The organism is Blautia sp. JLR.GB0024 (assembly GCF_037000545.1).
In the GTDB taxonomy this organism is placed as follows: Bacteria; Bacillota; Clostridia; order Lachnospirales; family Lachnospiraceae; genus Blautia; species Blautia celeris.
In genome coordinates, this window is the sequence record NZ_JBANBF010000017.1 from 1 (window position 1) to 15,451 (window position 15,451).

The 15,451-nt window shown below is 51.2% G+C and carries 10 protein-coding genes and 1 pseudogene; all 11 read right to left on the reverse strand.

Going from position 1 to position 15,451, the window contains the following annotated elements; genetic code table 11:
- Positions 1-225: pseudogene (locus V8Q34_RS23705) on the reverse strand (Rpn family recombination-promoting nuclease/putative transposase); the annotation flags it as partial.
- 105 nt (positions 226-330) lie between these two features.
- Complete coding sequence (locus V8Q34_RS23710) at positions 331-2,049, reverse strand: DUF4091 domain-containing protein (protein WP_335836450.1); 1,719 nt, start codon at positions 2,047-2,049, stop codon at positions 331-333.
- Between the two features lie 218 nt (positions 2,050-2,267).
- Positions 2,268-3,848, reverse strand: coding sequence for a hypothetical protein (locus V8Q34_RS23715; protein ID WP_335836451.1), 1,581 nt, complete (start codon positions 3,846-3,848; stop codon positions 2,268-2,270).
- Complete coding sequence (locus tag V8Q34_RS23720; protein WP_335836452.1) at positions 3,829-5,220, reverse strand: M17 family metallopeptidase; 1,392 nt, start codon at positions 5,218-5,220, stop codon at positions 3,829-3,831. Before V8Q34_RS23720 ends, V8Q34_RS23715 begins: the two co-directional genes overlap by 20 nt.
- Positions 5,217-8,498: an alpha-mannosidase gene (locus V8Q34_RS23725; protein ID WP_335836453.1), complete on the reverse strand. Its 3,282-nt coding sequence runs from the start codon at positions 8,496-8,498 to the stop codon at positions 5,217-5,219. Before V8Q34_RS23725 ends, V8Q34_RS23720 begins: the two co-directional genes overlap by 4 nt.
- A 3-nt stretch (positions 8,499-8,501) precedes the next feature.
- Positions 8,502-9,866 (reverse strand): family 4 glycosyl hydrolase, encoded by a 1,365-nt coding sequence (locus tag V8Q34_RS23730; RefSeq protein ID WP_148392877.1) that lies wholly within the window; start codon positions 9,864-9,866, stop codon positions 8,502-8,504.
- A gap of 16 nt (positions 9,867-9,882) precedes the next feature.
- Positions 9,883-10,824, reverse strand: a complete 942-nt coding sequence (locus V8Q34_RS23735; protein ID WP_054352066.1) for a carbohydrate kinase family protein — start codon at positions 10,822-10,824, stop codon at positions 9,883-9,885.
- Positions 10,825-10,915: 91 nt separating this feature from the next.
- Positions 10,916-11,827: a carbohydrate ABC transporter permease gene (locus V8Q34_RS23740; protein ID WP_033139246.1), complete on the reverse strand. Its 912-nt coding sequence runs from the start codon at positions 11,825-11,827 to the stop codon at positions 10,916-10,918.
- A gap of 22 nt (positions 11,828-11,849) precedes the next feature.
- Positions 11,850-13,586, reverse strand: coding sequence for an extracellular solute-binding protein (locus tag V8Q34_RS23745; protein ID WP_103731822.1), 1,737 nt, complete (start codon positions 13,584-13,586; stop codon positions 11,850-11,852).
- Positions 13,587-13,617: 31 nt separating this feature from the next.
- Positions 13,618-14,583: an ABC transporter permease gene (locus V8Q34_RS23750; protein ID WP_033139244.1), complete on the reverse strand. Its 966-nt coding sequence runs from the start codon at positions 14,581-14,583 to the stop codon at positions 13,618-13,620.
- An 88-nt stretch (positions 14,584-14,671) separates the two neighbouring features.
- Complete coding sequence (locus V8Q34_RS23755) at positions 14,672-15,451, reverse strand: endonuclease/exonuclease/phosphatase family protein (RefSeq protein ID WP_244806451.1); 780 nt, start codon at positions 15,449-15,451, stop codon at positions 14,672-14,674.

The window sequence follows — 15,451 nt, forward strand, 5'->3', positions numbered from 1 at the left end:
AATATCATATTCTACCTGCACTTCATCGCTTGCGTAAATATCCAGCCGTACGCTTCTGAAATCAGAACTGTACAAAATCGTATGCTCTGCATGGACTCTTATTTTCGCGATCGGTCGTCCGAGTATCATCTCCAGTATCAGACGGCATATCACTTCATCTTCCAGCGCCGCCGCAAATAAAAACGGGTCACATAAATCCAGTTCCTCAAATTTCTTCCTTGCCATATGTTTCCTCCTGCGGAATATGACATGGAAGTTACCTGTCTGTAATATGATTATAGCTGAAAGCCTCCGGATAAGCAACCTGTTTCTTTGCAAAACACGGTTCCATTACCGGGGGCTGCCTTGCGGGACAGTGACGTGTGAGCAGTAACCGGCTGCCGTCCTCTCTGCGTTTAAGGAAATCTCCCGGTTCACTCTCTCCCTCAGCCGGAGCAAAAAATCATGTTCCTTTGGATACCTCTTAAAGGTAATATCCATTCCCGCTGTTTCACGAATAAGCGCTTCCACAGAATCCCGTGACGTATACTGTTCCAGCGCCTCAAGTGCCCGAAGGTCCTCCATGGCATCTCTTAAAACTTCCAGCCGGATTGAGGAAAAGGGATGCCCGTCCGGTCCGGGGTAGACAAGGAATGCGTCTCCTGACGGAAAACTTTCACCACTGTCTGTCACAGCAAAGGGATCAATGTGCTGCAGCGAAAATCTGGTATTGTAAAAATTGTACCCCCACTGAAGGAATCCCTGCATCCGGTACAGATAGAGCTGGATACCCAAAATCCTATTTCTCCCTGAAGGCATGGCAAAAAAGCGGTTGCTCACATCCACTCCCTGGACACAGCAGTAATATGTCCACAAATCAGGAATTTCCGCTTCCAGAAATGGCTCCAAATGGTCAGAGGCAACCACAGGGTGCTCCACCAGTCCCAGACGATAAAATTCAAAATCACTCAAAGCATCCAAAAACCTGCAGTCTCCCAGTCCACTGTGCATACACTGTACTGCGCTGCGGTAGCTGTCCAGATCTTTCATGCCCGGCTCGTCGGACACATGAAACCAAGTATGCTCCAGCACATCTTTTTTCTGCAGATACGCCTTTAACCGGGGCAGAAATTCCATCAGAAAAAACCGGTATTCCTCCCCTGCTGCATCCGTATCCCAGCCAAAGACCTGCTGCTGCCTGCCCTCCTTCAAAGCCATGATCTTCGGAGCCGCGGCGGCACCCCACTGGGTAAATAAAGGTGCCATTTCCAACCAGACAATGCCGCATTCCCGGCACATAGAAATCCATCTTCCCAGCCTGGAAAAGCCGAATTTCCACCCCTCTTCTGTCAGCTCTGCATCTACGAGCTGAACGGTAGTCCGCTCTCCGCCCACAGCAGTATCCATGGGTGGTGTAAACAATGGGGTCAAAATCATATTGATTCCGCTCTCTGCTGCAAGAGTGACGAATTTCTTCAGAATCTGCCAATATTGTTCGGAAAAGACAGGGACTCCATAGTAATCTGCCAGACAGTCCGCATGGAGCCACTCCGTATGGATCAGCCGCTGTGCCGGCAGTTTTCCACTATGTACCATGATTTCAGCTTCTCTTTTCCACAGGATTTCCCCATCTTTTACCGATACGGAGACAGTCACCGCATAGTTTCCGGGTCTCATATCCCGGTCAATACATATCTGCACCCAAAGTGCTCTCCACTGTCCCGGCACTGCCCGCACGGTACTGGCAGGCAGCGGTACCAGCACATCGGGAAACATGCCCGGTTCCTTTGTCAGATAGTCATCATCGGATAGACCGCTGCATGGGTAGGCACTGGGCACCAGGGCTGCCCGGAATACTTTAACCTCCATTCCCGGAGGCGTTTTTATTTCAAACTGTATGTCCTCCTCCAGCATATGGGAATCATGGTAATCTATTGTATAAGCAATCTGAAATGCAGTCCGCTCTCCCGCAAAGCATCCCGCACGAAAGGGATTTTCCCGGTCTTTTGGCGGCCTGCCCGGAAAAATCTTATCCAGGCTGTCCCCCAGGCAAAAATGATACTGATGCATCTGTCTTCCTCCTCATGAAATGATATACTGTCAAATCCGGCTTCTCGCAGCTGTACATAATCTGTCTATACCGTAATATTCAAAAAATCTTCATCCGCACCGCGCAATTAAAAAAAATTCAATCTTTCGCTGCGTCATTCAAAATTCTCCATCTCCGCTGTGTCATTCAAAAATCTCCACCTCCACTGCGTCATTTAAAAATCTCCAACTCCACTGCGTCATTCAAAAATCTCCACCTCCACTGCGCAGTCGGTAAAATCAAAGCGGAAACGCACTGCGGCGTTGTCTTTCTCCACCGTGAACGTCCCCTTATTGGAACTTCCGCTTCTGGGATATCCGTCCCCGCAGTAGGTTGCCGACAGTGTCCCGTAGGTAGATACGGCAAAATCGTATGTCCCCGCATAAGGGATCACCACACTCAGCGTGTATGTATTATTTCCTATATAATACATCCTGGTCACTTCGCTGTTGGAATCATTTTTTACAGCTCCCACATAAGGCTGAAAACTTCCGTAAACTACCACCTTTTCAGGAAGCTTGATCCCCGTTTCCGGATCATAAACCGCCTCCGCCCCATATGCGATCTGCAGCTCCGGATTGGCAGCCAGTTCTCTCAGACGGTGTCCCTCCTGCCACAGCCGCTTTACTGTATCCTCCTGACCGAATCCCATAGGGCAGGAAGAACTCTTTTTGTTGATCTGATAAAATGTCTGGATATCTTTTGCTCCGCTGTCCCCGCGCTCCATAGTTACCGGTGCGTCACCCAGCATACGCCGGAAGGGAATCTCAAAAAAACCGCACACGTTATTCACTTCCAGCCAGCGGTAAGTATATTCCAGAAAATGATTCCGCTTTTCAAAGCTCTGATGTGCAAACCATGCAATCTGGTCATACCCCCACCAATCCTTTAAGGCCAGTTCTTCTCTGGAATACCGGGCCGGGTCATCTACCGCCAGACCACCCCAGTTGTCGTATTCCATCAGATAGGGCATCGCCTGTGCTGACCAGCCGTTGGGGTTCAGGCCTCCCTCACTGTAGCCCTCCCGGACCAGCACCAGATCGGTACCTTCCCGTTCCAAAAGGGGCACCCTGGTAAATGGCATGGCATGATAGTCAAACAACAGCTTTCCCCTCCGGTTCACCCCATGGGTGTGGGCATCCAGCAATACCTTATGCCGCCTGCCATGGACAGCGGCATACCTGCGTATCATCTCAAAAAGCTCCTGTGTCTTCACCATCCCCCGGTCATTTGCCGTGTACAGATGTACCTGTCCCATGTGGAGTGCCTCATAACCACAGTCAATATAGCGCGCTGCCCGGTAATAAAACCACATTCTGGCCTCCTGCCGGTTCAGATCCGGGATTCCCCCATTCTTCTCCGGCTCCTCTCTGCGGCTTACAAATCCCGCCGGTTCTCCGGGAAACAGGGTATCTGCCAGACAAAAGTACCTGTCTTTTGGCTCCATCCCAAAGTCACGGAACACAAATTCCGGTATCTTCACTGACTCCATCCTCTGGGTCACACACTCAAAAATACAAGCCTGCAGAATGATCTCCGGGTCTGCTTCATGCACCTTTTCTGCCAACTCCCTGGATTTTGCAAAATGCACATCATCGTCTTCCGTCATATACCAGATCCCCGAAGCACGACCCAGGAATTTTACTCCCAGTTCCCGTATCACCCGCAGGTCATCCGAAAGTGTCTCACTTTCATAAAGCCCTGCCGCGGTCACTGCCCGCGACAGATAATTTTCCAGGACTTCCTTTGAAATCCTGCCGTCAAATTGATAATCCATCATCCCGGTTTCCCTTCTCTAAAAATGTAACGATTGAGGCAATATTTGCCCCTGTTGCTCCCTCTGCTAGCCTTTCGTCCTTCCCGCGCATCACGCTTGGGCCTACAGCATCCAAGTGCACCCATTTTACCCCTTCCCGGATAAAAGATTCCAGAAAACAGGCAGCCACACTGGCTCCCGCTCCTTTGCCGGGCGCATAGTTAGCCAGATCTGCTGTGCTGCTCCGGGCAAGCAGTTCCCGGTAATGGCTGTCCAGGGGCAGTCTCCAGACCAGTTCTCCGGCTTCGCGCGCTGCGCATATAAAACTGCTGCTCATAAAATCATCATTGGAGAACATCCCTGTCATCCGGTCTCCAAGCGCATTATGGCAGGAGTATGTCAGTGTAGCCAGATCCACGATCCGCCGCGCACCCTGCCGCTGGGCATATACCAGAGCATCCGCCAAAATGAGGCGTCCCTCAGCATCCGTGTTGCAGACTTCCACTGTAGTCCCGTCCAGCATGGTGATCACATCCCCCATCCGGCAGGCCTTTGGGCCGATGGCATTCTCCGCCAGAGGCAGCACTGCCATGATATTTTCTTTTGTCTCCTCCCGTACAAGAATCTCAAAAGCTTCCAGCACATTGGCTGCACCGCACATATCAAACTTCATTCCCTCCATGGCCTCTGCAGATTTTAAGTGATATCCGCCGCTGTCAAAGAGAACCCCCTTTCCGACCAGCGCTGTAAAAGGCTGTTCGGGAACACATTCCCGGGTGAGAACTGCCAGTTTCGCTTCACGGGCACTGCCCTGGTTCACTGCCAGGATTCCGCCGAATCCCTGTCTTTTTAATTCCATGCCATCTAATATCCTGCACGTTGCTCCCAGTTTTGCGGCAAGCTTTTCCGTATAAGCAGAAAATTCCTCCGCTCCCAGGTAATTGGCCGGAAGATTGCCAAGGCTTCTGGCATAAGCAATACATCTCCCCTCCAATTCTCCGTACCGGACTGCACGTATAAATCCGCTGTCCTCCGCCGCACTGCTTTCCAGATAAAATACCGCGCTGCCGAAATCCGCCAGACTTTCACGCATTCCAAATACGTCCCCTTTTTGCAGTTCTTTCAGCCCTTCTTTTCGGAAACGATACGCCCCCTGATACATAGACCGCACAAGGAGACGCACCATTTGTCTCTGCTCTTCCGCCTTTAGGCGGTAAAAAGCAGCGCTGTCTATATCCAGCCGTATCAGAAAACAGCCTTTCCGCTGTCTTCCCAGACGGCAGAACTGTTCTGCCAGCCGCCGGGCATCCATACTCTCAGGAATCACCTCCGTAAAGACAGAGGAATCGTGATTTCCAGGCACTGTTTCGGATGGATGTTTTAATATTATCTTCATAAAGCAATCCCCCCGCCTTTCATCCTCTGCCCATTCTCCACACGCAGAAGCAGTGTCTTGATCTCATAAGGCTTCAGGAATACCCGAATCCCGGATGAGCGCCAGGGACTCTCCGGTTCTTCCATAAGATTACATTCGCACCATTCCTTCACTTCAAAACCGGGGCATACTTTAACTTCTCCCCTTCTTCCCTGGAATTCATGGAATCTGAGCACAATTTCCTCCCCGTTTTCCGCCTGTTTCAGCGCATCTGCCACCAGGTTCTCCCTGTCGAACGACAAAAGGCTTCCATGCAAAGCCGCAGCTCCTGCTTCTGCACGGAGGGGTGCGTTCAGATCAAAAGCCTCCTGCTCTATTCCTGCGTCATACCACTCCTCACAATGAGGCAGCAGCGAGTAGGTAAAGGTATGGCTGCCCAGATCCGCGCTGTAGTCCGGGTCTGTTGCAGACTTTAAAAGTGTCAGACGGATTGTATTTTCTTTCAGGTCATAGCCGTATTTGCAGTCATTAAGCAGTGCCGCCCCGTATCCTGTCTCCCAGATATCCGCCCATTTGTGGGCCGCCACCTCGAATTTCGCAGCCTCCCAGCTTGTATTTCTCGTAATGGGACGCCGGATATTGCCGTCCTGGATATCAAATCTGGCATCCACTGCCCGGATATCCACCGGAAATGCCGCTTTCAACAGCTTCTGCCGCTCCTGCCAGTCCACAGAGGTCTTAAAATCAATTCGTTTCCTGCTGTTGTAGAGGCACATGGTCTGGCAGATTGTGCTCTTATGGTATTGCCATGTAAATGACACCTCAATGCCCAGCGCATGTCTCCAAACACGGATGTCCGTACATTGGGTGATCTCCTCCATCTTTCTGTCAATCGTGGGTTCCAGTTCCCAGGCATCAAAACAGCGCGGTTTGTCTTCAAAAATCTGCAGTACATTGGCGCATGCACCGTGGGGCAGCATCTCTCTTTCAGCCTCCCTGTCATAGATTTTTGTGAGCTGTCCTTGTTCATTCCAGCAGATTTTGTAAAACAGAGTAGATACCTCATGAATTCCCCCGTTTGACTCCTGCTGCCGGCTGCAGGCAGTATTCTCTGTAATCCGCTGGTCAGCCGCCTTTTCGGTCTGCAAAGACCTCTCCTCCCCAGACCCCCAGGCAGGTTCCTCATGGGGCCCGGAGACACTCTTCTTCGCAGGCCCCCATACGATTTCCGTATAAGAGAAGGGTTCCATATCCCGAACAAGCACATAAGCCCCATCCTCTTTCCATACACAGGGAAGAGATATCTTCTCCTCACTGCCATCTTCCCGTTTCTGATAGAACCCGCCTTTCCCGTATTCCCCGGCGCACACGGATTCTGCCTCCCTGCGGGGAATCCGGACAACGGAGGTTCGCTGCCAGTTGCCGCTGTTGAATACGGAAAACACCCGTTCCTCCCTGCATTCCCGAATAAGGCCGGCGCGGGAGGTCTCGTTCACTTCTCTTAAAAGAGCCGCGGCTTTTTCATATTCCGTATGGCTGTCAAGGTAGACCTCCCTTATGGAAGACCCCGGCAGTATATCGTGGAACTGCTGGCAGAGCACGATTTTCCACGCACGCAGGATACGCTGGGAGTCATAGGGCTCACTTCCAAACACTCGGGATAAGACAGACCGGATCTCCGTATCTCTCAGCGCATATTCCATCCTGCGGTTCATCCGTTTATTATACGCCTGGGAGGTGTAAGTCCCTCTGTGGAATTCCAGATAGAGTTCCCCGTCCCACACCGGAAGATATCCTTCCATGGGATTCTCTTTCAGCGTCTCATTGAGACTGCGGAAATACTCCGTCACGGACTGTTTCCTCACATGGGGGATTCCAGGCATTTTCTCCACCATCTCTATCTGGCGGATCATATCCCGGTTCGGGCCTCCGCCGCCGTCCCCATATCCGTAAGAAATCAGCAGTTCCCTGTTGGAATCCTTGTTCTTATAATTGTCCCAGACGCTTTTCACTGCCCTGGGGCCGGAATTTCCATTGTATGTATAATAATCCTCGCCCGGATCGGAGGTAGTCACAAAATGGGCTGTCACCCCGGTTCCGTCAATGCCCTTCCATGTAAAGGTATCATAGGGCAGCCGGTTGGTATCGTTCCAGCTTATCTTGGTGGTCATGAACATGTCCACACCGGATTTCTTTAAGATCTGAGGAAGCGCCCAGGAATACCCGAACACATCCGGCAGCCAGAGAAATTCACTCTCATAGCCGAATTCTTTCCGAAAGAAATTTTTGCCCACCAGGATCTGCCGGATGATGGATTCCCCTGAGGCGATGTTGCAGTCACACTCCACCCACATGGCCCCGGAAGGCTCCCATTTTCCCTCAGCCACCCTCTTTTTGATATTCTCATAAATATCCGGGTGGTCCTCTTTGATAAATTCATAGAGCTGAGGCTGGGACTGCAGAAAATGATACTCCGGATACTTTTCCATCAAACGGTTCACCGTGGAAAATGAGCGGGCAGCCTTCTCCCTGGTATGGCACAGCCGCCACAGCCAGGCCACATCTATATGGGTATGGCCCGCCATGGTCACATGGACATCCGGTTTTCCGCGGCCGTCCAGACACTCGTCCAGGTATCCGGCTGCATCCGACACACTCTCATAAAATTCCCTGCTGCCCGGTTCCGTAAAATCCACCAGACAGAACGCCTTTACAAGCACATTTAAGATCCATTCCCGATATTCATTCTCTGCGCTCAGGGCCTCATAGGTTTCAAGGGCCGCTGTGGTCAGATAGTAAAGGTCATCCGCACTCCGGTCCAGCACACCGATCTGCGCCCTGCATATCTCCATCACATTGTCTTTGGGGATTCCTCCGCCGCTGAGTCCTGTCCACAGCCTGAATTTAAGCTGCAGTTTCTTTCCGCATACCCCGGGGCCGAAGAACACTTCCCTGTGGTTTCCGTCCACAGCCTGATACGGTACATCATTTATATAGAGCAGGCTTTCAAAGTTCCCGTTATTTCCGGTTCCCGAAGGGGCGCCGAAGTCAAAAAGGCCCAGCACTTCCTCCCCGCAGAATGCCTCCGGGATTTCCGCTTCCGCTGTCAGCCAGTAGTATTTGTCCCAGCCCCGGAAAGAAAATCCCGGTCCCACCTCCCTGGCGCACACTCTGCTCTCTCTGTCACTGTCCTCCCAGAACCGGAAGGAGGGAATGTTCCGAAGATTCCGGTACCGAAGCTCCCGCAGTTCCTCTGCCAGATTCTTTATCCTGTCAAAATCATGAAAATCAAACGGCATTTTTTACTCCTTTCCAAACAGACCTCCATATGCCTTGTCATAAGCTTCCAGCAGTTCCCCGGCAAGAGACCAGGAATTGACCAGCGGATGAAGCATCAGCGCCTGGGCTGCACATGCATAAGAACCTTTCTTTACAGCCTCCACTGTGAGACGCTCATAATTTTTGAGCAGCCGCATCAGGATATCACACTGCGGAGGGACGACAGCCACAGGAACGGGACGAATGCCCTCTGCGGATACATGGCAGGTCACTTCCACCACATCGTTATCCGCCAGTCCCGGAATACAGCCTTGGTTCTCCACAGAGAGCACCAGGTATTTTCCCTCTCTGCTCTGCATCCCCTCAATACAGTCCAGCATCACACCCGCATAGCCCATACCGTCGGGGACCTCCAGGCTGCCCTTCTCTGCCATCGGACGTTTGGCTGCCCCAGATTCAATGCTCATGTAAGAGTTCTCTCTCAACTGCATGTAATACAGAAATACCTGCAGCGCTCCCTCCGGGTCGGCATCCATGTCCATGGTTTTCAGTTCTTCCATCATGTGTCTGTTAATCGTTTCTATGGTTTCCCCTCTGGCCGCACCTGCTTTCTGTATATTGGCAAGCGCTTTCTCTCTGTGATAGTAATAATACAGATATTCATTTGGCAGAAGTCCCATGAGCCGCAGAAGCTTCGGATCGAACATGGCAAATTCCTGGATTCCGGCAAGGAAGCTGTCATCTGCCAGAAGCTTCGGAAGAATCTCCTCCCCCTTTCTTTTCACACTCCGTATCCAGGAGAGATGATTCAGTCCGAAAAACTCCACATACAGGTCATCCTCCTTCACTCCCAGCCAGTCGGCCATACGGTACTTTGTACTGCTCGGCGCATCACAGATTCCGATGACCCGGTCATAGCCTGCCGACCGGAGTGCCTGAGTCACAAGCCCGGACGGGTTGGTAAAATTAAAGATCCACGCATCCGGCGCATACTTTTCTATCATCCTGCAGTATTCCAGAAGAACGGGAATCGTCCGCACTGCCATGGAAAATCCCCCCACGCCTGTGGTCTCCTGACCGATGACACCGTGTTCCAGCGCAATCTTCTCATCCGTCACACGGGAATGGTCTCCGCCCACTCGAAGGGTAGTCACCACATAGTCCGCGCCTTCCAGGGCTTCCCGGGGCGTTCCCGCTGCCCGGACCTTCAGGCTTTCCTGCTTCCTTTCCACTACATGACGGCACAGCCGCTCGATGATCCTCTGCTTTTCTTCCTGGATATCGTAAAGCACCACCTCATCAATATGCAGCTTTTTATATCTCTTTAAAAGTCCGTTGATAAATATGACGGTCCTTACACCAGCACCGCCGATGACTGCTATCTTCATACTAATCTCCTCCCGCTTATTTATTTTCGTATCTCTCTGTAAAACGCAGCAGTTCCTTTTCTTCCGGAAAACCGGTATTACCCCCATGGGCAGACACTGAGAAGGCACCACAGGCGTTTCCGTACTGCAGACATTTTTCAACCGGTTCCCCCTTCAAAAATCCATAGATATACCCGGCATTGAAGGAATCCCCGGCCCCGGTGGTATCCACAGCTTCTGCCCGGTAGGAGGACCTGCGGTACACCATACCATCTTTCACTGCAAGAGAGCCTTTCCCTCCCAGCTTAATCACCGCCTGCCCGCACTCCCGGGCAAACTGAAGGGCTGCCTCCTCTGCTGTATCTGTCTTTCCGTAGTGCTCCGCCTCTGTCTCGTTCATAAAAAGGACATCGATCCATGGAAACAGCTCACAGATCCTGCTGCTCCAGTTCCCGGTGGGATCCCATCCCACATCAAAAGAGACTGTGGCATCTGTCTCCTCCTTTACCCGGCGCAGCAGCCGCGCATAGGCAGCGTGGGAAATCTCCCCCTCATACCCTGTCACGTGAACATGGCGTGCCCGGCCCGCCTTTTCGATCTCCACCCTGTCCATGCTGATATCCCGGTTCGTTCCCCGGTAAGTAAGAAAGGACCGGTCCCGGGCATTGGTAAAGCTCAGGGAGATCCCGGTCCGCGCACCCTTTGCGGTCACAAGCAGCTCCGTATCCACACCAAAACGCTCAAAGGTCTCCCGTATCATATGACCGTAACAATCATCCCCCACTGTCCCCTGGAAGACAGGGCGCAGTCCCAGTTTACCAATCCCTAAAGTTAACAGGGCCGCCCCGCCTCCCACATAAGTCTCCATGGAGGAAACCAGCTCCTCCTGTCCCGGTGCCGGAAACGTCTCCACTCCGGGAATGATAATATCCACGTTTACATCTCCGTAGACATAGACATCCCATTTCTTTTCACTCATTTTTCTACTCCTTTTGTCTTCATCTGCAAATAAATACTGCCCGGCAGGTAAAAAACCGGCTTTCAGCGCGAACTAAAAGCCGGTTTTTTTGTCAACCCTTTACTGCCCCGATCATGGCACCCTGGGCAAAATATTTCTGCACAAAGGGATACACACACAGAATCGGAACTGTGGTGATCACCACTGCCGCCATCTTCAGAGAATCCGATGTGACAGCCGTTGCATTCTGCGCCAGTGCCTGGGCCACAGAAGTGATCTCCTGCTGGGAACTCATGGCCTTGCTCAGCATCTGCTGAAGTACGGTCTGTACCGGCCACTTTGAGGTATCACTCATGTAGAATGCCCCGGCAAACCAGTCATTCCAGTGATTGACTGCCGTGTAAAGTCCCACTACCGCGATCACAGGTTTGCTCAGCGGAAGCATAATACGCGTATAGATCTGAAAATAGCTGCAGCCATCCAGCTTTGCCGACTCCTCCAGACTGTCCGGAATCCCTTCAAAGAAGGTTCTTGCCATCAGAAGATATGTCACACTCACCAGCGACGGAACCACATACACCCAAAAACTGTTGAGCAGATGCAGGTTCTTATACTGGATATAAGTGGGGATCATACCTCCGCTGAATAACATGGTGAAGGTAATCAGCATGGTAATCAACTTATTTCCCGGCAAATCTTTCTGTTTCAGGGAAAATGCCGCAAGCGTAGTCACAGTCAGGCTTAATACGGTACCGATGACAGTTCTGGCAATGGTATACCCGTAAGCCCGGACAATACTGCCGTCCTTGAACACTTCCTTAATATTGTCAAACGTGGGCACTCTAGGCCAGAACCAGATACCGCCCCGAGCGGCATCCTTTCCGTCATTGAACGCCAGAACCAGTACATTCAGACAGGGCAGTATAATAATCAGGCAGACAGCAATGACGATCATATATACAATAACCTGCACCGCAATATCTGTCCGGCTGGCCCTGATCCTGCTTTTTTGGCCTTTCCTCATCCTTAACACCCTCTCTCACCTGTCACTGATAAAAGTTGACAGCATCTTTATCTTTGTTATAGACATCAGCCACATAATCTTCAAATTTCTCTACACCTGCTGCTTTTAACTGGCCACGGAAGGACTCTATGATACTCTTCACCTCGTCGTCAGACTTTGCAAAACATGCCTGCACAAACACTTCGTCCCAGTTGAGCAGGTCCATCTGTGTCTTCACGTCCTCCATTCCCTCTGCGGACAGATACGCCGGCGCGTCCAGTCCCGGGATCAGTTTCTTCACATAGGGATAATCCGCTGCAACTTCAACACTTCTGGCAAAGGTATCGTTGGAGGATGCCCCCGGTCTTGCCTCTCCGAAATTATTGATGTTGTCTTTATTGGTAAGTACGAATTCAAAGAAATAGTTTCCGCTTCCGCCGAAGCCTGCACCCACCTCATTGAGCAGATAGTCCATATTGCCATCACTCAGGGCCTGCTGTACCTCTTCTTTGAGGACCGGTTTTCCGTCAACCATATCGTAGCTTACACCTTCAACCCCGTACTGGGCGATCATCTGTCCCTCTTTTGTGGAGAGCCAGTCAAAGAACCGGAAGATTTCCTCCGGATTTTCCGCATCCGAGGAGATTGCCATACATCCTCTGGCACCCTTGCCGTGTGTCACCTTTTTGTTGTCGCCCTGAATGTCATTGAGAGGTCCCAGCGGAATCCAGTCATCTGTCTGGTAAATGATATCCGTATAATTGTTCACATCAGCGATGATGGCGGAGTTATAACTCTTGCAGGCCTCCTGGGCACGGGTGGAATCCATGGTGAAGAATTCAGGATTCATAAGCCCTTCGTCTATGAGCCTACGGATATAATTGATCTCATCATAGATGGAATCCCGCTCTGCCTCATGCTTTACTTTTCCATCTGTATCGATATTATAGTTTTTGCTCACGCCCCAGCGGTATCCCGGACAGATATACTCCAGGGTGTCCACAGAACCGCCCCAGTATTTCGGTCCCAGCGGATAGACTGCGTTTCCGTTCTTATCTTTAAAGCCGCCCTCTTTGATCTTCACGAGCAGATCATAAAAATCGTCCTGGGTCCTGATATCATTCACGTTGATGCCAAGCTGGTCCACAATGGATTTCTGTATGTACATGCCTCCGCGGTAATCCTCCTCCGGATTATATTCCAAAGACTTGTCCGTGGCATCCACATTCATCTGCCACAAATACACGCCGTCCAGGTCTTCACGGAAGGTAACGTTCTTATAGGAATCCCAGGGAAGATAACCGTCCTCATAATATCTGGAATACACCTCTGCATTTTTCATATACTCGGATACATCGGCAAACATTCCCTCTTTTGCCGCCTTTGACAGCAGCGGGAACTCCGGTCTTGTAGAGTTGTCCAGATAAGAAACGATCACATCCGGAATGGTGCCGGACGCAAGCTGGGAGGCCAGCACTTTCGCGTCGCTGTCTCCGGGTGTGTATTTTACATCCAGCTTGATCCCTGTCAGCTCCGTGATTTTCTTCATTGTGGGGGTATTGTTCAAATCCTTGGGAAGGGAATTGCCGATGTCATCCACATACGCCTGGACTGTGATCGTGCGGTCCGCGATCCAGGTATCCGGTTTTCCTTCTTTGCTCTCTGTACTTACATTTTTTGCTGTCTCCTTACTGTCACCTCCGCACCCTGCAAGAGCACCTGCTGTCATGGCACCGCACAGAGCCAGCGCCAGAATTGTTTTTGCTGCTTTTTGTCTCATACCTCTTTCCTCCTTTATCTTCACGGTCACGCTACCAAAGCCCGACTTCTGTGACTTTCTTGCATATCTTATTGCTGATCACAACCAGGATCAGTCCCACGACGCCCTGTATGAGCCCAATGGCGGTTGCATATCCAAACTGTCCGCCCTGCAGTCCCACCCGGACTACATATACATCCAGCGTATCCGCCAGGGTCATATTGCCCGGTGTACGCAGAAGCCAAATCTGGTCCACGCCCGAGGAGAGCAGACCTCCGATGCCCATAATGAACAGCAGGCCGATGGTTCCCCGGATTCCCGGCAGTGTAATATGCCACATTTTTTTCAATTTTCCGCATCCGTCCATCTCCGCTGCCTCGTACAGAGCTGTATCCACACTGCTGATGGCAGCCAGATAGATAATGGAATCCCATCCGATATTCCTCCACAGATCCATGGAAAACAGGATTTTTAAGAAATACTTGGCATCCATCATAAAAAATGTACCCCCGTCTCCTCCCATGCCAGCTATAAGCTGGTTCAGAATACCGGTATCCGGTGCGAGGATTCTCTGAAGCATTGTGACAATGATGACCGATGACAGGAAATGCGGCAGATATGTGATGGTCTGCGTCACCTTCTTAAATTTCATGTTCCTGATCTCATTGAGCATCAGTGCCAGAATAATGGCGAACGGAAACTCCAGCACACATTTGATAAACCCGATCCTGAATGTGTTCAAGATCAGCCTGGGGGCATCATAGCTTTCAAAAAAGGTCTTGAAATATTTAAGCCCCACCCAGGGACTTCCCCAGATACCCTTGTTAAAAGAGTAATCCTTAAAAGCCAGCACAGAACCGGCCATGGGCACATAGCAGATCAGCGCGTAATAGATAATTGCCGGCAGCAGCATCACGTACAGGGGCCAGTAACGGATAAGCCGTTTTCCAATGGGCTGCTTTGGCTGTTTTGGCTGCTTTTCTTTCTTTTTCTTTCCCAAACTTTTTGCCGTTTGCATTTGGTTTCCTCCTTCCTTCTGGTCTCTATTATATTTTTTCCGGGCGATTTTCCACAATGGATAAAAATTAATTATTTCATGGACATTTCTATTCCCCGCAGTCCCCGGGTTCCAGTACCGCGCAGATGGGGTAATGGTCAGACAGCCAGACATTCCCTTCCCTGTCTTCCCATTTTTCAACGCTTTGGCAGACAAACGGCGCACCGGCATAGATGTAGTCAATCCGCTCCGGCATATCCTCCGGCTCGAATCCGTGATAGGTGACACCGATTCCCTCCGTGACGTTTGTAAATTCCCTGCGGCTTTTCAGGACTGCAAGCTCCGGGCTGTCCGGTTCCGCGTTGAAATCCCCTGCCAGGATCACGGGAATGTTTTGAAAGGCCGGTTCCCGGTCCGCTCTTTTTAAGATAAGCTCCAGCCCCAGCCTTCTGGCCTCCCCGCCCATATGGTCCAGATGGATATTATACAGCCGGAACAGATATGCCTTTCCCGGCCCCCCGCTATACGAAAACACAGCCCCGGTACAGACTCTCGGGCAGATGCTCTGGCACGCGTAGCGGCTTCCCGGCACATAAGGCTCATCCGACAGCCAGAACGTATCCATGGAGATCAGATTCACCCTGTCCCTGCGGTATGCCACGGACACCTGCTCATCCTCCAGGTTCTCGTCCCTGCCGCATCCGATCACATAATACCCCTTAAGGTTCTCCTTCAGCCACACTGCCACATGGGGCAGCACCTCCTGAAAACAGATGATATCCGGCTGTTCCCTCCGAATCTTCGCAGTGATCAGATCCCTGCGGCGGCAGAAGCAATTTTCTCCATCCTGTCCGAAATCACAGCGGATATTAAAAGTAACCAGTTTCAT